Origin of the sequence: Leifsonia sp. Root227 (genome assembly GCF_001428745.1) — a bacterium.
Lineage (GTDB): Bacteria > Actinomycetota > Actinomycetes > Actinomycetales > Microbacteriaceae > Leifsonia.
In genome coordinates this window covers 577,901-600,733 of the sequence record NZ_LMIO01000002.1, presented here as the reverse complement: position 1 = coordinate 600,733, position 22,833 = coordinate 577,901, and the positions used below count along the sequence as shown (strand labels likewise).

Sequence of the window (22,833 nt, the reverse complement as noted above, 5' to 3'; positions counted from 1 at the left end):
GGCACGTTAATGCGTGTACGGTCGGGGTGTGGCTAAGAGTGCAGCGACCAAGACAGCATCGGCCGGACAGCCTGCATCCCCTGCGGACGGCGGCGCACCGGCGCAGACCGAATACATTCCCCTGCTGGGGCGCATCCCGATCCTGGGGCTCTCCCCCCAGGTGGACGACGGCCTCTGGCCCGCGGCGGCGTTCAGCGGCGAGGTGATCCCGTTCAGGGCGACCGCGTTCAGGGAGGGCCACGACCAGATCGGCGTCGACCTGTTGCTGCTCGACCCGCACGGGGTGCAGACAGAGCACAGGATGCACCCTGTCGACCCAGGCACCGACCGCTGGGAAGTGCTGGTTCAGCTGGAGACCGAAGGCCTCTGGAAGTACCGCGTGCAGGCATACGCAGATGAGTACGCGACCTGGCGGCACAACGCCGAGGTGAAGATCCCCGCCGGCATCGACACCGACCTGATGCTGACCATCGGCCACGAACTGCTCACCCGCGCAGCGACCGACAAGCGCCGCAGCACCGCGGAGCGCCGCCACCTGACCGAGACGGCGAAGGTGGTCGCCGACACGACACGAACAGCGGATGAACGATTCGCAGCGGCCATCGAACCGCGCGTCGCCGGCATCCTCACCGTGCGTCCTGTCGTCGATCTGCCCACCCTGTCGCCAACGCTCGGCATCCAGGTGGAGCGCACCCGCGCCGGCGTCGGAAGCTGGTACGAGTTCTTCCCCCGCTCGGAGGGAGCGAAGAAGCAGCAGGACGGCTCCTGGAAGTCCGGCACCTTCCGCTCGGCGGCCAAGCGCCTGCCAGAGGTGGCTGCGATGGGCTTCGACGTCGTCTACCTGCCGCCGATCCACCCGATCGGCCATGCGTTCCGCAAGGGACCGAACAACACGCTCGTCGCCGGCCCCAACGACCCTGGGTCGCCCTGGGCGATCGGCTCGGCGGAGGGCGGTCACGACGCGATCCACCCCGATCTCGGCACAGAGAAGGACTTCGTCTACTTCGTCGGCAAGGCCAAGCAGGCCGGGCTCGAAGTCGCCCTGGACCTCGCCCTCCAGGCCGCTCCTGACCACCCGTGGGTCACCGAGCATCCCGAGTGGTTCACCACCCTGCCGGACGGGACCATCGCGTATGCGGAGAACCCGCCGAAGAAGTATCAGGACATCTACCCGATCAACTTCGACAACGACCCGGAGGGCCTGCGCCAGGAGATCCTGCGGATCGTCCGGTACTGGATGTCGCTCGGCGTCCGCATCTTCCGCGTCGACAACCCGCACACCAAGCCGCTCGCGTTCTGGGAGTGGCTGATCCGCACGATCAACGCGACGGACCCCGACGTGGTGTTCCTGGCGGAGGCCTTCACCCGTCCCGCCATCCTGCACACGCTCGCCAAGGCGGGCTTCCAGCAGTCGTACACCTACTTCACCTGGCGGAACACGAAGGAAGAGCTCGAGGAGTTCCTCACCGGGCTCGCCACGGAGACGGCCGACTTCCTCCGGCCCAACCTGTTCGTTAACACCCCGGACATCCTCACCGAGTACCTCCAGTTCGGCGGCCCTGCCGCGTTCAAGGTGCGCGCGGCCATCGCGGCGACGGCAGCGCCGACGTGGGGCGTCTACTCCGGCTTCGAGCTGTACGAGAACGTCGCACGGCCGGGAGCGGAGGAATACATCGACAACGAGAAGTACGAGTACCGGCCGCGCGACTACGCCAGGGCACAGACACTCGGCCAGTCGCTCGCGCCGTACCTGACCATGCTCAACAGGGCGCGGAGCGAGCATCCTGCTCTCCGCCAGCTCCGCAACCTGCGCGTGCACGGCAGCGACGACGACTCGATCCTCGTCTACTCCAAGTACCTCGCGGGCGAGTTCACCCGCAGCGGCAAACCGGATGCCGTCATCGTCGTCGCCAACGTCGACCCGCACTCCGTGCGCGAGACGATGGTGCACCTCGACGTGACGGCGTTCGGCGTCGAGCCCGGCGCGCTGTTCGAGGTCAAAGACATCGTCACGGGTGCGAAGTGGACCTGGGGCGCCGACGACTACGTCCGGCTCGACGCGTTCACCGAACCCGTGCACATCCTCTCTGTCAAGGCAGAGTCCACTGTGAAGGCAGGTTCCTGATGACCCCGATCCCCGAAGGCGCGGCCGCTGTCGTGCTCCCCGACCTCGACGACGGGCTGCTGCTCGCCGTCGCGACCGGCAGCTACCACGACCCGCACGCGATCCTCGGCCAGCACGCTGTCAGCGCGGAGGGCATCGCCGACCGGATCACGGTCATCAGGACGCTGCGGCCCCTGGCCAGCGAGGTCGCCGCCGTGCTCTCGACGGGGGCGCACATCGAGCTGGCGCACGTCGGCCACGGCATCTGGCAGGGCATCGACATCATCGGCGCCGACGCGTACACGATCGAGGCGCGCTACCCGGACGGGAGCGTCTGGGACGCGGAAGACCCGTACCGGTTCGCTCCGACCATCGGCGAGCTGGACATCCACCTCATCGGAGAGGGCAGGCACGAGCAGCTCTGGACCGCCCTCGGAGCGCACGTCCGCGAGATCGACGGGGTGAGCGGGACCGCGTTCACCGTGTGGGCGCCGCACGCCCGCGCCGTGCGCGTCGTCGGCGACTTCAACGACTGGGACGGCGAACGCCACTCGCTGCGCAGCATGGGCTCGTCCGGCGTGTGGGAGATCTTCCTGCCCGGCATCGGGGCAGGCGCGATCTACAAGTTCGACCTGCTCGGCCAGAACGGCGCCTGGGTGCGCAAGGCCGACCCGATGGCGCGGGCGGCGGAGACTCCCCCGGCGACCGCATCCGTCGTCACCGCCTCCGAGCACGCCTGGGGCGACGACCAGTGGATGCGCGACCGCGCCTCCCGAGACGCGCACGCCGGTCCGATGAGCATCTACGAACTGCACTTCGGCAGCTGGCGCCCCGGCCTCGGCTACCGCGAGGCGGCGGACCAGCTCATCGACTACGTCGGCGCCCTCGGCTACACGCACGTCGAGTTCCTGCCGCTGTCCGAGCATCCCTTCGGCGGGTCGTGGGGCTACCAGGTCACCGGGTACTACGCGCCGACCAGCCGGTTCGGCTCTCCTGACGACCTGCGCTACCTGATCGACCGGCTGCACCAGGCGGGCTTCGGCGTGATCATGGACTGGGTGCCCGGCCACTTCCCCAAGGACGACTGGGCACTCGCCCGCTTCGACGGGCAGGCTCTGTACGAGCACGCGGACCCACGCCGCGGCGAGCAGAAGGACTGGGGCACATACGTCTTCGACTTCGGCAACTCGCAGGTGCGCAATTTCCTCGTGGCCAACGCGCTGTACTGGCTCGAGGAGTTCCACGTCGACGGCCTGCGGGTCGATGCCGTCGCCTCGATGCTGTACCTGGACTACTCGCGCGCCGACGGCGAGTGGCTGCCGAACATCCACGGGGGCCGGGAGAACCTGGAGGCGATCGGCTTCCTGCAGGAGGTCACCGCGACCTCGTACAAGCGCAACCCGGGCACGGTCATGATCGCCGAGGAGTCTACGAGCTGGGCGGGCGTGACCCAGCCGACCTCGTCCGGCGGCCTCGGATTCGGCTTCAAATGGAACATGGGCTGGATGCACGACGCCCTGCAATACATCCACGAGGACCCGATGTACCGCAGCTACCACCACAGCGAGATCACCTTCTCGTTCGTCTACGCGTTCAGCGAGAACTTCCTCCTGCCGATCAGTCACGACGAGGTCGTGCACGGCAAGGGCTCCCTGCTCGGCAAGATGCCGGGCGACCACTGGCAGCAGCTCGCGAACGTACGAGCGTTCCTCGCGTTCATGTGGGCGCATCCGGGCAAGCAGCTCCTGTTCATGGGACAGGAGTTCGGTCAGCCGTCCGAGTGGAGCGAGGAGCGCGGCCTGGACTGGTGGATCCTCGACCAGCCGTCGCACCGCGGCCTCTGGGACCTCGTGGCCCAGCTCAACGCCGTCTACAAGGCCAACCCTGCGCTCTGGGCGCTCGACAGCGACCCGGCAGGGTTCGAGTGGATCGACGGCTCAGACGCCGCAGGCAACGTGGTGGCGTTCCTCCGGAAGGACGTCGACGGCTCGCCGATCGCGATCGTGATGAATTTCTCCGGCGCGCCGCACAGCGGCTACCGGCTCGGCCTGCCGTTCGCCGGCGAGTGGGAGGAACTGCTCAACACGGACGCCGAGGCGTTCGGCGGCTCCGGCGTCGGCAACCTCGGAGCCGTCGTCGCCGTGGACGAGCCGTGGGCGGGACGCCCCGCCTCTGCGCTGGTGACCCTGCCGCCGCTCGGCGGCCTGTGGCTCAAGCCGCGTTCGAGCTGAGCCAGGTGCCGTAGTCGATCCCCGGCAGGGCGTTGCCGGGGATCAGGTTCTCCCCCGCGCGCAGGAAGCTGCCGAGCGCCCCGCCGAGCCGGACGGGCACGATCGCACCGCGCGCGCCTGTCGCCGCCTTCCACTGCTCGGCGAGAGCCCTGGCCGTCTCGACCTTCGGGCCGCCGACCGTGAGGGTCGAGTCGGCCTCGCCCTGCCCTTCCGCCGCATCCACCAGCAGCCTCGCCACGTCGGAGACGGCGATCGGCTGGAAGCTGGTCTTCGTCGGCGCTGGCACGACGGCGGCGGTGCCGCGGGCGAAGATCGCCGACACGAAGTCGTGGAACTGCGTGGTGCGCAGGATGCGGGTGTTCAGCGGCGACTCCCGGTAGACCCGCTCCTGAGCCGCCTTCGCGCGGTAGTACGCGTATGTCGAGCGGTCGACGTTCACGATGGAGAGCAGCACGGCCTGGTGCACGCCGAAGCGGGCGGCCGTGTGCAGCAGGTTCTGCGACCCGTGCGCGAAGACGTGCGCCGCCGTGCGGCCGGAGCCGTTCGTGGTGTCAACGAGGACGTCGACGCCGTCGAGCACCGCCTCGAGGCCGTTGCCGGAGACGATGTCCGCCGTCTCGTAGACCGCTCCGTCGACGTACTGCTCGCTGTCGTCGTCGGGAACCCGGCGGGAGGCGACCACCACGTCGTGTCCGCGGGCGATGGCTTCCGAGGTGACGGCGCGCCCGGCCAGGCCGGTGCCTCCGACGACGAGAACGCGGGTCATGCAGTGGCCTCCCGGCTGATCGATGCGATGCGGAAAGGAGCGAAGCCGCCGAGGCCGGTGAGTCGGCTCAGTACAGCAGCGACGCCAGCCTAGCCCGCGCCCTCACGACGCGAGGGTCATCCACACCGACGATCTCGAAATAGTCCAGGATGCGCGTGCGCACCGCGTCCTTGCCCGCTGCGTCGAGCTTCGGGAACAGGGTGAGCAGGCGGTCGAAGGCGTCGTCCACGTGCCCGCCGGAGATGTCGAGGTCGGCCACGAGCAGCTGAGCGTCGACGTCATCGGTTGCTGAGGCGCCCGCCGACCGGATCTCGTCCAGCGACTTCCCTGCGAGTCTCGCGAGCAGGCTCACCTGGGCAAGACCGGCCACGGCCATGAAGTCGCGCGGGTCCTGGGCGATGGCGGTCTTGTACTCGGCGATGGCGGTCGCGAAATCGCCGCGCTCGATCGCCTCGTACGCCTCCGCGTGGTGCGGCGGCAGCGGTTCGGGGGCAGGCTCCGCCTGCTCGGCGTCGTCCGCTGCAGGGACTTCTGCTCCATCGACGGCGGCGCGTCCCGTCACGCCGTTCTGCGCGGCGAGCTGGAGCAGCTGCTCGAACACGTCGCGCACCTGCTGCTCCGGGATGGCTCCCTGGAAGAGCTGCACGGGGCGTCCGCCGATCACGGCGGCGACGGCGGGGATCGACTGGGCCTGGAACGCCTGCGTGAGCTGGGGGTTCGCATCCACGTCGACCTTCACGAGCACGAGCCGGCCCGCGTACTCGGCGATGAGCTTGTCGAGGATGGGGCTGAGCTGCTTGCACGGCTCGCACCACTCCGCCCAGAGGTCGACGACGATCGGAACCGTCATCGACAGGTCGAGGAAGTCGTTGAAGTTGGCGTCCGTGCCCTCGAAGTAGAGGCTCGGCAGCGCGACGTCGCCGCCCTGCTCCCCCGCCGGTGCGGCTGGGGCGCCGGCCGCCGGCGGCTGACCGGCCGTCATGGCCCTGTTCACGAGCGAGGTGAGGTCGACGGCTCCCCGCAGGTTCATGGGGCTCGGCGGGATCTGGCTCATTGCACTTCCTTGGCTGAGACGAGGCCCTGGGCGAAGCCCAGGAGGGTGATCTTGGCGGACGAGCCGGCAGGCGGCACGTAGAACGCCAGCTGGTATCCGTACGTGGATGCGATTCCCGTCTTGGACGACGCTACTCCGGATAGCGCGGCGGAGGTCGGTCCGGCATCCACTTCGGCGCCTGCCTCGACGACCTTCAGGGTCTGCGTCTCCTCGAGGTTGACCCAGACGATCGCGCCGGAGTCGTTCGTCGCCATGGCGATATCGGGACCGGCGCCGACCGCGCTGGTGAAGTCGAGCGACGACGTCGCACCGTACTTCTGCTGCAGCTCAGCCTTCTGCTGCGCCTTCCAGTCGGAGCCGACCTGGGTGCGCAGGGTGTCGCCCTCCGCGCTGAACAGGTCGGCGGAGGTGCTCGCGTCGCCGTTCATCAGCACGTCGCCGTATGCGGCGGCCAGGTCCTTCGGCGGAAGCTTCAGCAGCTTGGAGTCCGGAGGAACGACGGCGGAGCCGATGCTCGCCGGGGCGAGGTTCGGGACCTTCGCCTTCGGTTCCAGCGACACCGCGTACGTCACGAGGTAGTTGTCGCGCGGTGTCTCCTGCACCAGCGTCAGCGAGAGTGGGGCCTGCGCTGCGCCGTTGGCGTCCTTCGGCGTCTCGACGACGGCCGTGACCGTGCGCGGCCAGGTGTCCGTGGCCTGCGGGAGGGAGAGGATGATCGGGCTCGCCGGAATGGCGGGCAGCGCCGGCTCGTCCGCCTTCTTCGCGCGGATGGCGTAGTTGGCCTCGCGCAGCTGCAGTGCGGGGCCGGTGAAGCGCTGCTTCGCGATCGCCGGGTCGGCCTTCGCGTCCGCCGTCGTCGCGGTGGCGGAGATGCGCTTCACGATGCGCTCGAGCTGCGGCACGGTCACGGCGGGGGGAAGCTGGTCCTTGGCCTTGGGGAGCTCCGTGGTGATCGGGCTCGCCGTGCGGACGGGAACGGACGCCGAGGGAGCAGCTCCGATCGAGCATCCACTGAGGGCGAGGGCGCCGACGAGAGTGATCGGCACGGCGACCATCGAGCGCCTGACCGACCTGCGGCCCTTCGGCGTGGCCTCGACGGCCTTCGACGGCTTGTACTTGGGCGCCTTCGGCAGCTTCGGCATCTTCGGACCGCCCTTCCTGCGCGGTCCACGCGACTTGCGGATCGCGTACAGCCCCCAGAGATACAGGCCGATTCCGATGACCAGCAGCACGAGGCCGCCGACGATGAGCGGGAACGCGAACGGGGTGCTCGAATCGACGGGCCAGGTGACGCGGATCTGGTTCGGAGCGGCCTTCGTTCCGTCGCCCGCGACGATCACGCTGATGCTGTCCGGCACGTTCATCCGGGTGACCTGGGCGTCCTCGCCGTCGAACTCCTCGAGCCAGAGGTCCGAACCGGCGGGGTTCGGGTTGGGGGTGGCGACAGCGTCTCCTGTCGTCGCTCCCTCGGCCGGCGTCGTGGTGGCGGGGTCGGCGGGCGCTGCCGGGGTGCTCGTCGGGGACGGCGTGGAGGTGGAGCCCCCGTCCGTCGCCTTCGTGGTGACCGACTTCATCGTGATGTCACCCGTGGTCTTGTCGAGCCCGAGGCTTACGTATTTCTCTGTGCCGAGCCACGCCTTGACGTCGGCCGTCCTGCCGTACGCGACCACCTGGGATTTGGTGTCTCCGCCGCCGACGGACAGGGTCTGCTGGCCAGGATGGGCGTTCAGCACGGCGCCGTCGATGACGATGTATCGGGGGTCGCCCTTGACCGTCGTGGTGGCGGCGATCTGCGACGGGGGCGCGAAAACGGTGCGCTGGGCGATTCCCGCGACGATCATGACGGCCGCCACGACGAACGCGACGATGGCGAATACGAAACGCAAGCAAGCTCCTTCTGTGCCGGAGACGACGGGAGGCACAGTTACTCAAAGATACCGGGTGACCCTGGGAGCCGTCTAACCGTTGCCTCAACGGATGCGCTGTCCACCGGTGCGCGCCCATCCTGCGAAATGTAGGATCGTCGGGGTGCACGCCAGGCGCCGCACCCCCGAGCTTTCAGGAGTATGAAGTGGCCACCGACGAATCGAACTTCACCCAGGTCTTCCGCGGCTACGACAAGGACGAAGTCGACAAGGCCCTGCAGGAGCTGCGCCGCGACCTGATCAAGTCCAACACGCAGGCCGCGGACGCGACCAAGGAGATCAAGCGCCTGCAGGTGCGCGTCGAGGAGCTCAACGCCGAGATCGAAGAGGTCGGCAGCCCGACGTTCTCCGGGCTCGGCACCAAGCTGGAGAACACCCTCAGGGTCGCGGAGGAGCAGTCGACCCGGCTGATCGCCCAGGCCGACATCGACGCGGAGAAGCTGCGCGCAGGAGTCGCCGCCGATGTCGAGAAGATCAAGACCACCGCCTCCCAGCAGGCGGCGCGCATCCTGGCGGATGCCCGCGCTCGCGCGACGACCGCGATCGAGGACGCCCAGATCGAGTCGGCGGAGCTGCTCGAGAAGACCAGGGCGGACAAAGAGACCCTTCTCACCGACGCGATGCGCGAAGCGGCGGCGATCCGTGGCGCCGTCGCCACCGAGGCGGCCGAGGTCAGGTCCACCAGCAAGCGCGAGGCGTCCGCCGTGCGCGCAGAGGCCGACCGGGAAGCCGCGGAGCTGAAGGCCGTCGCCACCAGGGAGGCGGAGGCCGCCCGCGCAGAGGCCGCACAGCTCGACAGAGAGATCGAGACAAGGCGCACCGAACTCGCCACGGCGTTCGCCGAGGACAGGGCGGCGTTCGAGCGCGAGTCGGAGCAGACCAGGCTCGACCTCGCCCGCCAGGTCGCCGAGACGACGGACCGGCTGAACGCGGAGCAGACCGCCACCCGCAACGCCCTCGCGGCGGAGGCTGCGCAGGCACGCGCCGACCTCGCGGCAGAGGTCGAGCAGCAGCGCGCGGCCCTCGAAGCAGACACCGAGCAGACCAGGGCCGATCTGGAGAATGAGTCCAAGACGACCCGCCTCGCCCTGCAGACGGAGGTCGAGCAGACCAAGAACGCCCTCGCCGTCGAGGTCGAGCAGACGAAGGCTGCACTGGATGCGGAGGTCGAGCAGACCAGGTCGGCGCTGGCCGACGAGGTCACCACGACCAAGAGCGCGCTGGCCGACGAGGTCACCCGCACCACGCAGGAGCTCGCAGACGAAGTCACCCGCACCAAGAGCGCGCTGGCCGACGAGGTCACGACGACCAAGAGTGCGCTGGAGACCGAGGTCACCACGACCAAGAGCGCGCTGGAGACCGAGGTCAGCAGCACCAGGAGCGCGCTGGAGACCGAGGCGGCCACCGCACGGAGCGCGCTGGCCGAGGAGGTCGAGCGCACCAGGAAGCAGCTCGCAGACGAGGTCCTGCAGACCAGGACGGCGCTCGAGACAGAGGCGACGGAGACGCGCGCTCAGCTCGAGTCCGACCGTGCGACCACGGCGGCGTCGCTCGCGGCAGACAGGGAGCAGACCGCGTCTTCGCTCGCCACGGAGGTCGAGCAGACCAGGGCGGCGCTCGCGGCCGACGCGGAGCGGCAGCGCAGGGAGCTGGACGCGGAGGCCACCGAACTGCGCGCATCCCTCGCCGCGGAGGTCGACACGGCACGGAGCACCCTCGCCGACGAACTCGCCAGGGAGCGCAGCGCTCTCGCCGCAGAGGTCGCGAACACGCGCTCGCAGCTCGACGCGGAGGTCACATCCACGAAGTCGGCCCTCGCGGCGGAGGTCGAGCAGACGAAGTCGGCGCTCGACACAGAGGTCAGCACCACGAAAGCGGCTCTCGCTGCCGAGGTTGAGCAGACCACATCCACCTTGGCTGCGGAGGTCGAGCAGACCAAGGCAGAGCTGGCCGCCGAGGTCGAGCAGACCAGGGCAGCCGTCGCGGCCGAGGTCGAGCAGACCAAGTCCTCCCTCGCAGCGGAGGTCGAGCAGACCAGGTCCGCCCTGGAGACCGAGGTCACCACGACGAAGTCGGCCCTCGCAGCTGAGGTCGAGCAGACGAAGTCCGCCCTGGCCGCCGAGGTCGAGCAGACCAAGTCCAGCCTCGACGAAGAGGTCCAGCGCATCCAGAGCACCCTCGCGGAGGACACCCGCCGCACCGGCGTCGACCTGGCCGACCAGCGCGAGGCGACGGCGAACGAGCTGGAGAACGACAGGGAGCAGCAGCGTCTCACCCTGCAGCGCGAGTCGGAGCAGACCAGGGTCGAGCTCGCCGCCGAGACCGAGCAGGCCAGGGTCGCCATCGAGCGCGAGACGGCAGAGGCGCGCGCGACGCTCGCCGCAGAGATTGCAGAGGCGCGCACCGCCCTCGAAGCAGAGCTCGCCTCGCTCAGGAGCGCGTTCGAGCAGGAGTCCGTGCAGGCCAGGGCGGCACTCGACACCGAGCTCACCACCATGCGCACCGAGGTGCTCGAGACAGTGGATGCGCGCACCAGGGAGATCGAGCAGGCCCGCATCGACCTCGATGTCGAACTCAAGGCCAGGCGCGACGAGGCGGAGAAGGACTACCTCCTGCGCCACCAGGAAGCGGTCGCCCAGACCCAGAAGTACCTCGACGAGGCCAACACCCAGCTCGCCGACGCCGTCAAGCGGACGGCGCAGGCGCGCGCGGAGGCGGAGAAGGCGGAGAACGAGGCCCGCGCGACGATTAAGTCCGCGAAGTCCGAAGCGGACGAAACAGGGCGTACCATCGTCGCCGACGCCGAGGAACGTGCTGCTGCGCTGGTCGAGGACGCCGAAGAACGGACACGCCGCCTGGTGGCGGACGCCGAGGAGCGGTTGGCCCAGATTAGGATTGAGCGCGAAGCCGTTGCCGGCTACTTCGAGAACCTGCGCGGCGTGCTGCAGCAGGCGGAGAAGGTGACGACCGACAGAGACTGACCATGAGCACCCAGGGGGCCGCCGCGTGAAGATCCAGAACCCGTTCCGCGTCGGATTGATCGGCACCCTCGGTGTCGGACTCGGCTTCCTGCTGCTGACGTCGATCGTCAACCTCGCGACGATCATCACGTACATCGGCGCCGCGCTGTTCATCGCTCTCGGCATCGAACCGCTGATCTCGTTCCTCGAACGGCGCAAGTTCCCGCGCTGGGCGGCGCTGACGGTCACGCTGGTGGTGATCATCGGCCTGGTCACGCTGCTCATCTGGGCGATCGTGCCCGTGGCGGTCGATCAGCTCTCCCAGCTCATCCAGGGCATCATCACCTGGGTCAACCACGGGGATGCGGAGAAGTGGTTCGAGGGACTGCAGAACCAGTTCCCGACCATCGTCAACCAGGACAACATCGACGCGGTCACCAAGTGGCTGCAACAGAACCTGCCGAACATCACCTCGCAGGTGCTGCAGACCGGCATCGGGATCGTCAGCGGAGTCTTCGGCGGGATCATCATCATCATCCTGACCATCTACTTCACCGCGTCGCTGCCGAGCATCAAGCGCGCCACCTACCAGCTCGTTCCCGCCTCCAAGCGGTCGCGGTTCGCCGACCTCGGCGACCAGATCACCGACTCGGTCGGCAAGTACGTGATGGGGCAGGTCGCGCTCGCGCTGGTCAACGGCATCCTGAGCGCCATCTTCCTGTCGATCATCGGCGCGAAGTTCCCGATCCTGCTCGCGTCCGTCGCGTTCTTCTTCTCGCTGATCCCGCTGGTCGGCACGATCACCGGCTCGATCATCATCACGCTGGTCTGCCTGCTGGCCGGTCCGCCTACCGCCATCACGGCGGCGATCTACTACATCATCTACATGCAGGTCGAGGCATACGTGCTGAGCCCGCGCATCATGAACCGCGCAGTCGCGGTGCCAGGCGCCCTCGTCGTGGTCGCCGCCCTCGCCGGCGGTACGCTGCTCGGCATCCTGGGCGCCCTGGTCGCCATCCCGTTCGCCGCCGCCATCCTGCTCATCATCAAGCAGGTCGTCATCCCCCGCCAGAACGAACTCTGAGAGCCGCCCCGCAGCCGTCGAGGCGACGCTGAGGCCGTCGAAGCTAGGGCGCAGGCCACTCGGTCGGCAGGGGCAGCGCGGACGGGTTGACCCTGGCGACGATCTCGTCGAGAACGCGCCGGGTCTGGGTCTCGCCGACCCACAGGTGCTTGCCTCCTGCGACGTCGACCAGTTCGATCTGCGGCAGCGGCGCGAAACGCTCGGCCGCAGCGTCCGGCTTCAGGTAGTCGTCGTGCTCGGGGATGAGGGCGACGATCGGGCGGGCATCCCCCTGCCAGGCCGCCAGATCCTCCGGCTTCGCCCTGTGCAGCGGGGGCGACAGCAGGATCACCCCTGCGACGGGGTACTGGCGGCCGTACATCAGCGCCAGCTCCGTCCCGAACGACCAGCCGACCAGCCACGGGTTCGGAAGGCCGCGCTCCGCCACGAAGTCCATCGCCGCCTCCACGTCGTAGCGCTCGTCGACGCCGTGCCCGAAAGCGCCCTGGCTGGTGCCGCGCGGCGAGGTCGTGCCGCGCAGGTTGAAGCGCAGCACCGCGATGTCGGCGAGAGCAGGCAGACGGCCTGCCGCCTTCCGCAGGATGTGCGAGTCCATGAACCCGCCCGCGGTCGGCAGCGGGTGCAGAGTCACCAGCGTCGCGACGGGCGGCCGGTCGAGCGGGCTCGCCAGCTCACCGACCAGCGTCAGACCGTCGCGCGTGCGCAGCTCGATGTCCTCGCGCCTGGCCGGCAGCTCGATGGCGCCACGGATCTCTGTTGGGGCAGTCGTCACGTCGGTGACCTCTCTCGTCAGCTGATCTTCCAGCAGTGGGCGTGCCAGTGCCGCCTGGCCGCGATGTCCGCCGCGTCGCCCATCACTCCGTCCGCTCGCCAGGTGACCACGTGCGCCACGCCGGGAGCGACGTCCTTCCCGCAGCCGGGGCAGACGTAGCTCTTCTGCGCCTGGACAGCGGAGACGGGCTGCACGTTCCACACGATGCCGCGGCGCGTCTCCGTGCGCCGCCAGCCGGCGAGCAGGCGGCCGAGGCCGTTCTCCTCGTCGTCGTCGTCCGGCACCCGGCCCTGACGACCTCTGGGACGGTTGCTGCGCGGCATTCGTCCAGTCTAAACGCCACGCCTCCGCGCGCCGTCCTGCCGACGACGACTACGGACGGTCCTCGCGCTGCGCCATCCGCGACTCGTCGAAGTCGAGCATCGTCTGCGCCCTGCTCAGGATGCGCGACGAGTAGTTGCCCCTGCTGCGTGCCTCCAGAAGGGCGGCGCGCTCCGCGTCGAGCACGGCCGCCCTGAGCGCGCGGTACTGCTGGTGCGGCCCCACCGTCTCCGCCTGCTGCTCGTCGCGCTCGACGCGCTCCCACTCCGCCTCGACCCGCAGCAGCGTGTCCTGCCGCACCCGCTCCACCACGTCCTCGTCCAGCTCCTGGCCGTCTGCGAGCGGAATCTCCGGCCGCTCCAGCGCCGCGATGCCCGCCTCGCTGAGCTCCTCGAGCAGTCCGGCCAGCTCTCTGCGGTCTGCCGCCGCATCCGTGCCGGAGACCCGGAGCAGACGGATCATCAGCGGCAGCGTGCCGCCCTGGACGAGCAGGGTGACGAGCGCCACGGTGAACGCGATCAGGATCAGCTCCGCCCTGTACGGGATGCTCCCGTCCGCAGGCAGCGACTGTGCGGCAGCGAGCGTGACCACTCCGCGCATCCCGGCCCAGGTGAGCACGGCGCCGCCGCGCCAGCCGACCGGCGAGTCCTGCAGCTCTGTGATGTCGGCCGAGCGGCGCTCCAGATAACGGGTGAGCCGCCGCCAGCGCCGATGGCCGCGCTCCGTGGTCGGCTCGTCGCGGTTGCGCACCCGGTCGAGCCCGTCGCTGACCCTGTCGCCGATCTGCTCTGCGCGACGCTGCGCTGCCCGGAGCGAGAGCACCACCGGCGCCATGAAGGCCGCGCGCACGAGGAGCAGCAGCACGCAGATCAGCAGCCCGATGGCCACGGCGGTGACCACGGTGATGGACTCCCGATCGGACTGGACGCTCCGCACGATGGTGTTGAGCTGCACCCCCATCAGCAGGAAGACGCCGTTCTCCAGCACGAACTGCACCGTTCGCCAGTTCAGGCGCTCGGCGATGCGCGCCTGGGCGCTGAACCTCCTGGCGGCGTTGTGGCCGGTGTACAGCCCCGCGACCACGACGGCGAGGATTCCGGATGCGCCGAGCTCCTCCGTGGGGATGTACGCGATGAACGGCACCGCGAACGACATCGCCGTCTCCAGCACAGAGTCGTTGAGCCGCGAGCGGAAGAACACCGTGACGATCCCGACGACCAGTCCGATCACGATCGCGACCACCACGGAGAACGCGAAGTTCCAGGCGACAGAACCGATGCTCACCGCAGCGGCCGTCGCGGCCAGCGCCGACTTCAACAGCACGAGCGACGACGCATCGTTGACGAGGCTCTCGCCCTCGAGCACGGTGACGAGCCTGGCCGGCAGCCCGAGACGTTTGGCGACGGCCGTCGCCGCCACGGCATCCGTCGGGCTGACGACCGCCCCGAGCGCGATGCCCTCCGCGAGGGAAAGGTCGGGAAGCAGAGCGGAGAGCACGATGCCGACGATGACCGCGGTCACGATCACCAGCCCGACGGAGAGGACGGAGATCGTGCCGAGGTTCCGCCGGAAGTCCATCAGCGGCACCTGGATGGCCGCGGCGTAGAGCAGCGGAGGGAGCACGGCGGAGAGGATCACCCAGGGCGGGACCTCGATCGGCGACGGCAGTCCTGGGATGAAGGAGCTGGCGACGCCGACGAGCACCAGGATCAACGGCGCCGCGACGCCGAGCTGCTTCGAGAACTTCGAGACGACGACGAGGACGATCACCCCGATGACCCCGATCAGCGCGAACTCCATGGCTCAACGCTATGCCACGCAGACGCCTCCGCACGCCGTACGGCGCTCAGCGCGCCGGAGAACGCTCAGGATGCTCCGAAGGGGATCAGTACCAGCCGGAGCTCTCCGAGTGGCTCCACGCGCCGCACGGCGTCGAATAGCGCCCGGAGATGTAGCCGAGGCCCCAGGTGATCTGGGTGGCGGCGCTGTTCTGCCAGTCTGGACCCGCCGAGGCCATCTTGCTGCCTGGCAGTGCCTGCGGGATGCCGTACGCCCCGCTCCCCGCGTTGTACGCGTAGACGTTCCAGCCGGATTCGCGGTTCCAGAGCGAGACGAGGCAGTTGTACTGGTCGTCGCCCCAGCCGCGGGCCTGCAGCATCTGGTACGCGATGGCCTGGGCAGAGCCAGGGTCAGGCGTGCCTGCCGCTGGTGCGCCTCCGCCGCCTCCGCTGGAGCCGGAGTCGCTGGACGTCGTCGCCGGCTTGGGAGCGACGGTCACGACGGGCTTGGGCTTCGGTTTGACGGTCATCGCTTCCCGCGAGACGGTCGCCGTGTACGAGCCGGGCGCCGTCAGGGACTGCACAGGGGCATCGCCGAACCTGCTGGTGGTCTGCCCGGTGTCCGCGTACGCGGGAGTCGCGGCCGAGCCGGAGTACGGGTCGACCACATTCACGAGCGCGAAGCCGACGGCGGCCGTGAAGGCGAAACCGTACAGGGCTGCGCGCGACCGGATGTGCGGACGCCGGGGTCGCTTGAACGCTACGCCGACCGGGTTGGCCGGAGACAGCGGAATGATCTCTGCTTCTCGTCTACCCACGATCACAGAACCATAACGAACAATTGACGAACTGCCAACACAGCCCACCCATACTCAGCGAACAGCCAGCATCACATCCGTCACGCCGTCGAGCAGCAGATCGACCTGCACTTCCCGGTATCCGCCGCGCTGCGGGCGGAAGGTCACCGTGCGCACTTCCTCGACGCTCATCGGCCGTCCGTCCTGGAAATAGCGGGACAGCCGGGTGGCGAAACGGTCCACATCGCCCTTGTTGTACCCGTAGGTGAGGAAGCTCACCCGCTCGAATCGCTCGCCGACCGGACGCTCCAGGCGGTTCAGGATGACCTGCGCCGTCGTGCGCGCCTGCTCGAACCACTCGGTGTCCCCCATGGCGGCTCTCTTCGCTTCGCGCTCTCGGGAGGCGAAGGCGTCCTCGAGGCGTTCGAGGGCTGCGTCGACGTGCGACGTCGAGTATCCGCCCTTCTTCATCGAGAACGCGGTGTGCCTGATGTCGGCCGCCGTCAGCGTCGGAGAACTGTCCGAGGCGGCGTCGTCGGCGCCGCCGTCGTATGCGCGGCGCGCTGTCTGCAGGAACTCGTCGACCTGCTCGGTGTCGTAGCCGAGCTCAGATTTGCGAGTGCGGGGGAAGGTGCTCACTCCCCCATTCTGTCATCCGAAGATGAGGAACAGCGCGTAGGTGACGGCAGCGGACGGCAGGATCGAGTCGAGCCTGTCGAGGAAACCGCCGTGGCCGGGAAGCCACGAGCTCATGTCCTTGATGCCGAGATCGCGCTTGATCAGCGATTCCGCGAGGTCTCCGAGCGTCGCCGTGAGCAGCAGGGCGATGCCGAAGACGACGCCGAACCACCAGGTCATGTGCAGCATGAACACCGAAAGCAGGACGCCCGCGATCACGCTCGTGACCGCCGCACCGGCGAAACCCTCCCAGGTCTTCTTCGGGCTGATCGTCGGCGCCATCGGGTGCTTGCCGAACGAGAGGCCGCTCACGTACGCGCCCGTGTCGACGGCGACCACCAGGATGATGAACGCCAGCACCCACCACTCTCCGCCGTCCTCCGCCAGCAGCAGGATCGCGAAGCTGCCGAGCAGCACGACGTAGAGCTGCACCAGCACGCTCCACGTGAGGTCGCGGGCGAGCGCTGCTCCCCCGCGGCGCGCATCCGGTTTGGCTGCCTCCTCGACCAGTCGCCAGACGACGACGAACACGATCCCCGCCGCCAGCGAAACGAGCTGGCCGCCGGAGTGGAAGAAGAACGACGCCGGGACGATCGCCAGCGCCGCGATCAGCGTCGGCGTGCGCGGAACGCGGTGACCTGCTCCGCGGAACGCCTGAGTCAGCTCGAACGACGCGAAGCCGACCATCGCCATCCCGAAGACCAGGAAGATCTCCTTGATGAAGATCAGGCTGAAGAGCAGGAGCGCTCCGACACCGACGCCGATCAGGATCGCGAGGACCAGGTTGCGGCCCGTGCGCTCCGCGATGCGCTCGTTCGTCGCATCCAGCTGGGCCTTCCTGGCGAGCACCTGGCGCTCGAAATCTGCCCTGGTGGCCTGCACCTGGGCCCGGAACTCGGCTTTCGACGCCGACCGGTTCCGTTTCGGGAGGACCGGTTTCTCAGGATCGCCCGGTGTGCCGTCAGTCATCAGCGCCTAGACCTCGAGGAGTTCGGCTTCCTTGCGCTTCAACGCCTCGTCGACGGCGTCGACGTGCGCACGGGTGACGTTCTCGAGCTCCTTCTCGCCGCGGGCGACGTCGTCGTCCCCGACCTCGCTCTTGAGGGCGTCCAGCTCGTCCTTCGCCTTGCGACGGATGTTGCGGATCGCGACCTTGGCGTCCTCGCCCTTGTTGCGGACGATCTTGACGAACTCCTTGCGGCGGTCCTCCGTCAGCTCCGGCAGGGTGACGCGCACGATGTCGCCGTCGTTGCCGACGTTCGCGGAGAGGTTCGGCATCGCGACGATGGCCTTCTCGATCTCCTTCAGCGCCGACTTGTCGTACGGCGTGACCAGGAGGACGCGGGCCTCGGGGTTCTGAAGGCCCGCGAGCTGCGCGAGCGGCGTCGGGGAGCCGTAGTAGTCGACGAGCACCTTCTGGAAGAGCGCGGGGTTCGCACGCCCGGCGCTCACCGTGCTGAAGTCGTCCTTCGCAGACTCCACGGTCTTGCTCATGCGCTGGGTGGCGTCGGAAATCACATCCGCGATCACGGTCTCTCCTTCAGTCGGTGAATCGGTTTCTAGTCTAGAGCCCCGGATGGGGACGGCCGGGCGGCAGGGAGCCGGTGTCAGCCGAGCAGGGTGCCGATCTCGGCGCCGAGCAGCGCGGCTGTCACGTTTCCTGCCGGCTCGATGCCGAAGATGCGCATCGGCATCCCGTTGTCCATGCAGAGGCTGAGCGCCGTGGAGTCGACGGCCTTGAGGTTCTGCTGCAGCGCCTGCTGGTGGCTGATCTGGTCGATCTTGCGCGCATCCGGGTTGGTGCGGGGGTCGTCGTCGTACATGCCGTCGACGCCGTTCTTGGCGACGAGCACCACGTCCGCCTCGATCTCGAGGGCGCGCTGGGCTGCGACGGTGTCCGTGGAGAAGTACGGGAGACCTGCGCCGGCGCCGAAGATGACGACGCGGCCCTTCTCCAGGTGACGCTCCGCGCGGCGCGGGATGTACGGCTCGGCCACCTGGGTCATGGCGATGGCGGACTGCACGCGCGTCTCAGCGCCTGCCTGCTCGAGGAAGTCCTGCAGGGCGAGCGAGTTCATGACGGTGCCGAGCATCCCCATGTAGTCGGCCCGTCCGCGGTCCATACCGCGCTGCGAGAGCTCTGCCCCGCGGAAGAAGTTGCCTCCGCCGACCACGATCGCGATCTCGACGTCCTGGGCCGCCTGTGCGATCTCCCTGGCGATGGCACTGACGATGTCCGGGTTGACGCCGAGCTGGCCTCCGCCGAACGCCTCACCCGACAGCTTGAGAAGGACCCTGCGCCTCTTGTTGGATTCCGACATGCGTACTGCGTCCTTCCGTGAGCGATCTCGTTAAAGCTACTGGGTGCGCGCAGTGGCTGCGCACAGAAAAGGAGTCCGGATCGTACGAGACGATCCGGACTCCTTCATGTTCGTGCTAGGCGCCGACCTTGAACCGGGCGAAGCCGGACACGGTGATTCCCGCATCCTTGACCACCTGGCTGATGCTCAGCTTGTTGTCCTTGGCGTAGTCCTGCTCGAGGAGCGCGACCTGCTTGAAGTATGCACCGAGGCGACCCTCGATGATCTTCGGAAGCGCTGCCTCCGGCTTGCCCTCGTTGCGCGAGATCTCCTCGACGATGCGACGCTCGTTCTCGACCGCCTCTGCCGGGACGTCCTCACGGGTGAGGTACTCCGGGTTGGCGAAGGAGATGTGCTGAGCGATGCTGCGCGCGGTCTCCGCGTCGTCTCCGGCGTAGCCGAGGACGACACCGACCTGCGGGGGCAGGTCCTTGGAGGTCTTGTGCAGGTAGATCGCGAAGTGCTCGCCCGTGACGACGGCCACGCGACGCAGCTCCACCTTCTCGCCGAGGATGGCTGCCTCGTCGCCGATGACCTCGGCGACGGTCTGGCTGCCGGCGGGGGCCGCGAGGGCCTCCTCGACCGTGGTGGCGCCGGCGGCGGTGACCGCGTCGAGGACCTTCTCGGAGAGGGCGACGAACTTCTCGCCCTTCGCGACGAAGTCGGTCTCGCAGGCGAGCTCGATCATCGTGGCGGAGGTGCCGTTCTCCTTGGCCGCGACGAGACCTTCGCTCGTGGAGCGGTCCGCGCGCTTCGCGTTGCCCTTCGCACCCTTCAGGCGCAGGATCTCGGTGGCCTTGTCGATGTCGCCATCGGCCTCCTCGAGCGCCTTCTTGGTGTCGACCATGCCCGTGCCGAGCTGCTCGCGCAGGGCCTTGATGTCAGCGATGCTGATGTTTGCCATGTTCGTTGAGAACCCTTGTCTTTCGAAACTGTTTGGAGAGGAAGCGGACTACTTGGCTTCGGTCTCGGCCTCGACGACCGCCTCGGTGGCGTCGTCGGTCGCGACGGCGGCGGCCTCGTCGGCAGCCTCGGTCTCCGCGACGGCCTCTGCGACTGCTTCGCCCTCTGCGACGACCTCGGCGGAGTCCGCCTTGGCCTCTGCGAGGTCGGCGTCAGCCGCCTTCTCGGTCTCTGCGCTGGCCTGGACCTCTTCGCCGGAGGACTTCAGGAGCTCCTGCTCCCACTCGGCGAGCGGCTCGGCAGGCTCGGTGCCCTCTTCCGGCTTCTGGTGACGCTGGATGAGGCCCTCCGCCGCCGCGTCTGCGACGATGCGGGTGAGCAGGCCGACGGAACGGATGGCGTCGTCGTTGCCCGGGATCGGGTACTGGACCTCGTCAGGGTCGCAGTTGGTGTCGAGGATGCCGATGACCGGGATGCCCAGCTTCTTGGCCTCGTCGATCGCGAGGTGCTCCTTCTTGGTGTCGACCACCCAGAGAGCGCTCGGCGTCTTCGTCAGGTTGCGGATGCCGCCGAGCGACTTGTGCAGCTTGTCGAGCTCACGCTTCTTGATGAGCAGTTCCTTCTTGGTGAAGCCGCTCGTGGTGCCGTCGAAGTCGAGCTCCTCGAGCTCCTTCATACGGGCGAGGCGCTTCGAGACCGTCTGGAAGTTGGTCAGCAGACCACCGAGCCAGCGCTGGTTGACGTAGGGCTGGCCGACGCGGGTCGCCTGCTCGGCGATCGCGTTCTGAGCCTGCTTCTTCGTGCCGACGAAGAGGATGGTGCCACCGTGGGCGACCGTCTCGCGGACGAACTCGTACGTCTTGTCGATGTACGCGAGCGACTGCTGCAGGTCGATGATGTAGCTGCCGGAGCGCTCGGTGAGGATGAAGCGCTTCATCTTCGGGTTCCAGCGACGGGTCTGGTGTCCGAAGTGGACGCCGCTGTCGAGCAGCTGGCGCATGGTTACAACGGCCATTGTGCCGTTCTCCTTTTCTGGGCATCCGGAGCAGGAGACTTCGTCCTGGCAGGCGGATGCGCGTTGCGGTTTGTCAGTGACGGCCGACTGGCCGACGCTCCTGGCGCCCTGCGCGCACATCCGCTTCGCTCACCGCGCGGATGACCGCTGGAGAAGGAAGACCGGTGGATGCGGCGCCAGCCCGTGAGGGCCAGATGGGCACGCGTAGTCACTCCGACGGGCGGAGTGCTCAGGAAAGCTTACCAGGAACTCCGGACGTCCCGCGCATCCGCCCTCAGACGGTGTCGCCGGTTGACCGCACCTGGGGCCCGCGGTTCTTGCCCGCGTTCGTGAACAGCGTCTCCGCGTGCTCCAGCGCCATGCCGTTGGTCTCCGGGATCTTGAAGAACACGAAGAAGAACGACAGCAGCGCGAAGATCGCGTACATGCCGTATGTGAACGGGAGGGAGAAGTCGGACATCGGCGGGAAGCTGATGGTGACGAGGAAGTTGGCGATCCACTGGGCGGCTGCCGCGACGCCGAGCGCCTTGCCTCGGATCTTGGTCGGGAAGATCTCGCCGAGCAGCACCCAGACCAGTGGACCCCAGGATGCGCCGAAGCACACCACGAACAGGTTGGCCGCCACCAGGGCGATCGGCCCCCACGCTCCAGGAAGGCTCACTTCGCCGTTCGTCTTCTGCGAGAACGCGAAGGCGAGCGCCATCACGCCGAGGGACACGGTCATGCCGATCGAGCCGGTGAGGAGGATCGGACGCCTTCCGACCCTGTCGACGAGCAGGATGGCGACGATGGTCACGGCCACGTTGGTCACCGAGGTGATGACGGTGATCAGGAGCGAATTGCTCTCCGTGAAGCCGACCGCCCGCCACAGCGTGGTCGAGTAGTAGAAGATCACGTTGATGCCGACGAACTGCTGGAAGACGGACAGGATGATGCCGATCCAGACGATCGGCTTCAGCCCGAACCTGTTGCCGCGGAGGGTGGCCTTCTTGCCCTCTTTGTCCTCGGCGATGGCGCGCTCGATGTCGGAGATCTGACGGTCGACGTCACTCTCCGGGACGAGCGTCGCGAAGATCTTCCGCGCCTCGTCGTGCTTGCCCGTCGCCAGCAGGTACCGCGGGGACTCCGGCAGCGTCAGGGCGAGCACGCCGTAGACGACGGACGGGATCACGCCGACGAGGAACATCCACCTCCACGCCTCGAGCCCCAGCCAGAGCTGATTGGATGCGGACCCTGCGACCCCGGCGAGCAGGGCGTCGGAGAGCAGCGCCACGAAGATACCGATCGTGATGGCGAGCTGCTGCAGCGACGCGAGACTGCCGCGCGACTGCTTCGGCGCGATCTCGGCGATGTACGCCGGTGCCACGACGGACGCGATGCCGATGCCGAGACCTCCGATGATGCGCCAGATCCCCAGATCCCACGCGGAGAACGCGAGCGCCGACCCGATCGAGCTGACCAGGAACATGACGGCGCCGAGCAGCATGACCTTGAGCCGCCCCCACCGGTCGGCGAGCCGCCCGGCGATGTACGCGCCCGCCGCGCAGCCGAGAAGGGCGATGGCGACGATGAAGCCGGTCACGAACGCGTTGAGAGCGAAGTGCTTCTGGATGGAGTCGACCGCGCCGTTGACCACGGACGAGTCGAACCCGAACAGGAACCCGCCGACGGCCGCGGCGATCGCCAGCCCGATGACCTTCCTGCGCATGGCCCCAGTCGGCGTCGGCACGGTGGCGTCGGACTCCGACGAGGCTGCGGAAGACGACGATGACGACGCGCTCTGCTGATCAGACATGTAAGACCTTTTCGGTTGCGGATGAAGGCTGCGCCACGTGCTGCTGGATGCTGCCTGCGGCGGGCCGGCGACCCACACGATACTCCGAAGCCGACGACGGGCAAGAGCGCGGCCGGTGGGTCGCGGAGCGCGCCGTCCGGCGAGGCGCGCGTTGGCCGGATCGGTGGCCGCGCCGGTGGTTCTGCACAGGCGACGGATGCGGTGCGTTGTCCACCGGTTCCGGATGCACGGAGCGGCGGGCAGGGGCGGCAATGGAGAGTGGGGTGCGGGAGCAGCGGCGCGAGGAGTGG

General features: G+C 68.4%; 18 protein-coding genes. 4 read left to right on the top strand and 14 right to left on the bottom strand.

Annotation, left to right across the window (positions count from 1 at the left end; genetic code table 11):
* The first annotated feature begins 28 nt into the window (after positions 1 to 28).
* Both ASE16_RS07705 and glgB read left to right on the top strand, forming a co-directional pair.
* Complete coding sequence (locus ASE16_RS07705) at positions 29 to 2,125, top strand: alpha-1,4-glucan--maltose-1-phosphate maltosyltransferase (RefSeq protein WP_414843025.1); 2,097 nt, start codon at positions 29 to 31, stop codon at positions 2,123 to 2,125.
* Positions 2,125 to 4,335 carry a 1,4-alpha-glucan branching protein GlgB gene (glgB, locus tag ASE16_RS07700; protein WP_055893169.1) on the top strand — a complete coding sequence of 737 codons (2,211 nt, stop codon included), beginning with the start codon at positions 2,125 to 2,127 and terminating at the stop codon, positions 4,333 to 4,335. Before ASE16_RS07705 ends, glgB begins: the two co-directional genes overlap by 1 nt.
* Here the strand turns inward: glgB and ASE16_RS07695 are convergent.
* The 3 genes from ASE16_RS07695 to ASE16_RS07685 form a co-directional block, all read right to left on the bottom strand.
* Positions 4,316 to 5,101, bottom strand: coding sequence for an SDR family oxidoreductase (locus tag ASE16_RS07695; RefSeq protein WP_055893165.1), 786 nt, complete (start codon positions 5,099 to 5,101; stop codon positions 4,316 to 4,318). The genes glgB and ASE16_RS07695 overlap by 20 nt on opposite strands.
* A gap of 67 nt (positions 5,102 to 5,168) precedes the next feature.
* Positions 5,169 to 6,155 (bottom strand): tetratricopeptide repeat protein, encoded by a 987-nt coding sequence (locus ASE16_RS07690; RefSeq protein ID WP_055893162.1) that lies wholly within the window; start codon positions 6,153 to 6,155, stop codon positions 5,169 to 5,171.
* Entirely contained in the window at positions 6,152 to 8,041 is a 1,890-nt protein-coding gene (locus ASE16_RS07685; RefSeq protein WP_055893159.1) for a hypothetical protein, read from the bottom strand. Before ASE16_RS07685 ends, ASE16_RS07690 begins: the two co-directional genes overlap by 4 nt.
* A gap of 185 nt (positions 8,042 to 8,226) precedes the next feature.
* On the opposite strand from ASE16_RS07685, the gene ASE16_RS07680 reads away from it, so the two are divergent.
* Together ASE16_RS07680 and ASE16_RS07675 are read left to right on the top strand one after the other, a co-directional pair.
* A complete protein-coding gene (locus tag ASE16_RS07680) occupies positions 8,227 to 11,061 on the top strand; it encodes a DivIVA domain-containing protein (protein ID WP_055893157.1) in 2,835 nt (944 codons plus the stop codon).
* A 25-nt stretch (positions 11,062 to 11,086) separates the two neighbouring features.
* Positions 11,087 to 12,124 (top strand): AI-2E family transporter, encoded by a 1,038-nt coding sequence (locus ASE16_RS07675; RefSeq protein ID WP_055893154.1) that lies wholly within the window; start codon positions 11,087 to 11,089, stop codon positions 12,122 to 12,124.
* 43 nt (positions 12,125 to 12,167) lie between these two features.
* Here the strand turns inward: ASE16_RS07675 and ASE16_RS07670 are convergent, their stop codons facing one another.
* From ASE16_RS07670 to ASE16_RS07620, 11 genes are all read right to left on the bottom strand, one after another.
* Positions 12,168 to 12,896 (bottom strand): alpha/beta hydrolase, encoded by a 729-nt coding sequence (locus ASE16_RS07670; RefSeq protein ID WP_200949589.1) that lies wholly within the window; start codon positions 12,894 to 12,896, stop codon positions 12,168 to 12,170.
* Positions 12,897 to 12,913: 17 nt separating this feature from the next.
* On the bottom strand, positions 12,914 to 13,219 hold the full coding sequence (locus ASE16_RS07665) for a hypothetical protein (RefSeq protein ID WP_055894404.1): 306 nt from the start codon (positions 13,217 to 13,219) through the stop codon (positions 12,914 to 12,916).
* Between the two features lie 49 nt (positions 13,220 to 13,268).
* Positions 13,269 to 15,017: a cation:proton antiporter gene (locus ASE16_RS07660; RefSeq protein WP_055893152.1), complete on the bottom strand. Its 1,749-nt coding sequence runs from the start codon at positions 15,015 to 15,017 to the stop codon at positions 13,269 to 13,271.
* 85 nt (positions 15,018 to 15,102) lie between these two features.
* On the bottom strand, positions 15,103 to 15,813 hold the full coding sequence (locus tag ASE16_RS07655; protein WP_235500413.1) for a lytic transglycosylase domain-containing protein: 711 nt from the start codon (positions 15,811 to 15,813) through the stop codon (positions 15,103 to 15,105).
* 54 nt (positions 15,814 to 15,867) lie between these two features.
* Positions 15,868 to 16,431 carry a DivIVA domain-containing protein gene (locus ASE16_RS07650; protein WP_055893147.1) on the bottom strand — a complete coding sequence of 188 codons (564 nt, stop codon included), beginning with the start codon at positions 16,429 to 16,431 and terminating at the stop codon, positions 15,868 to 15,870.
* A gap of 12 nt (positions 16,432 to 16,443) precedes the next feature.
* Positions 16,444 to 17,439 carry a phosphatidate cytidylyltransferase gene (locus ASE16_RS07645; protein ID WP_082581303.1) on the bottom strand — a complete coding sequence of 332 codons (996 nt, stop codon included), beginning with the start codon at positions 17,437 to 17,439 and terminating at the stop codon, positions 16,444 to 16,446.
* A 6-nt stretch (positions 17,440 to 17,445) separates the two neighbouring features.
* Complete coding sequence (gene frr, locus ASE16_RS07640) at positions 17,446 to 18,000, bottom strand: ribosome recycling factor (RefSeq protein ID WP_055893143.1); 555 nt, start codon at positions 17,998 to 18,000, stop codon at positions 17,446 to 17,448.
* 77 nt (positions 18,001 to 18,077) lie between these two features.
* On the bottom strand, positions 18,078 to 18,791 hold the full coding sequence (pyrH, locus tag ASE16_RS07635; RefSeq protein WP_055893140.1) for a UMP kinase: 714 nt from the start codon (positions 18,789 to 18,791) through the stop codon (positions 18,078 to 18,080).
* Positions 18,792 to 18,906: 115 nt separating this feature from the next.
* Positions 18,907 to 19,734: a translation elongation factor Ts gene (gene tsf, locus ASE16_RS07630; protein WP_055893137.1), complete on the bottom strand. Its 828-nt coding sequence runs from the start codon at positions 19,732 to 19,734 to the stop codon at positions 18,907 to 18,909.
* 48 nt (positions 19,735 to 19,782) lie between these two features.
* Complete coding sequence (gene rpsB, locus ASE16_RS07625; RefSeq protein WP_055893132.1) at positions 19,783 to 20,748, bottom strand: 30S ribosomal protein S2; 966 nt, start codon at positions 20,746 to 20,748, stop codon at positions 19,783 to 19,785.
* 274 nt (positions 20,749 to 21,022) lie between these two features.
* Positions 21,023 to 22,543: a sugar porter family MFS transporter gene (locus ASE16_RS07620; protein WP_082581302.1), complete on the bottom strand. Its 1,521-nt coding sequence runs from the start codon at positions 22,541 to 22,543 to the stop codon at positions 21,023 to 21,025.
* Positions 22,544 to 22,833: the final 290 nt, after the last annotated feature.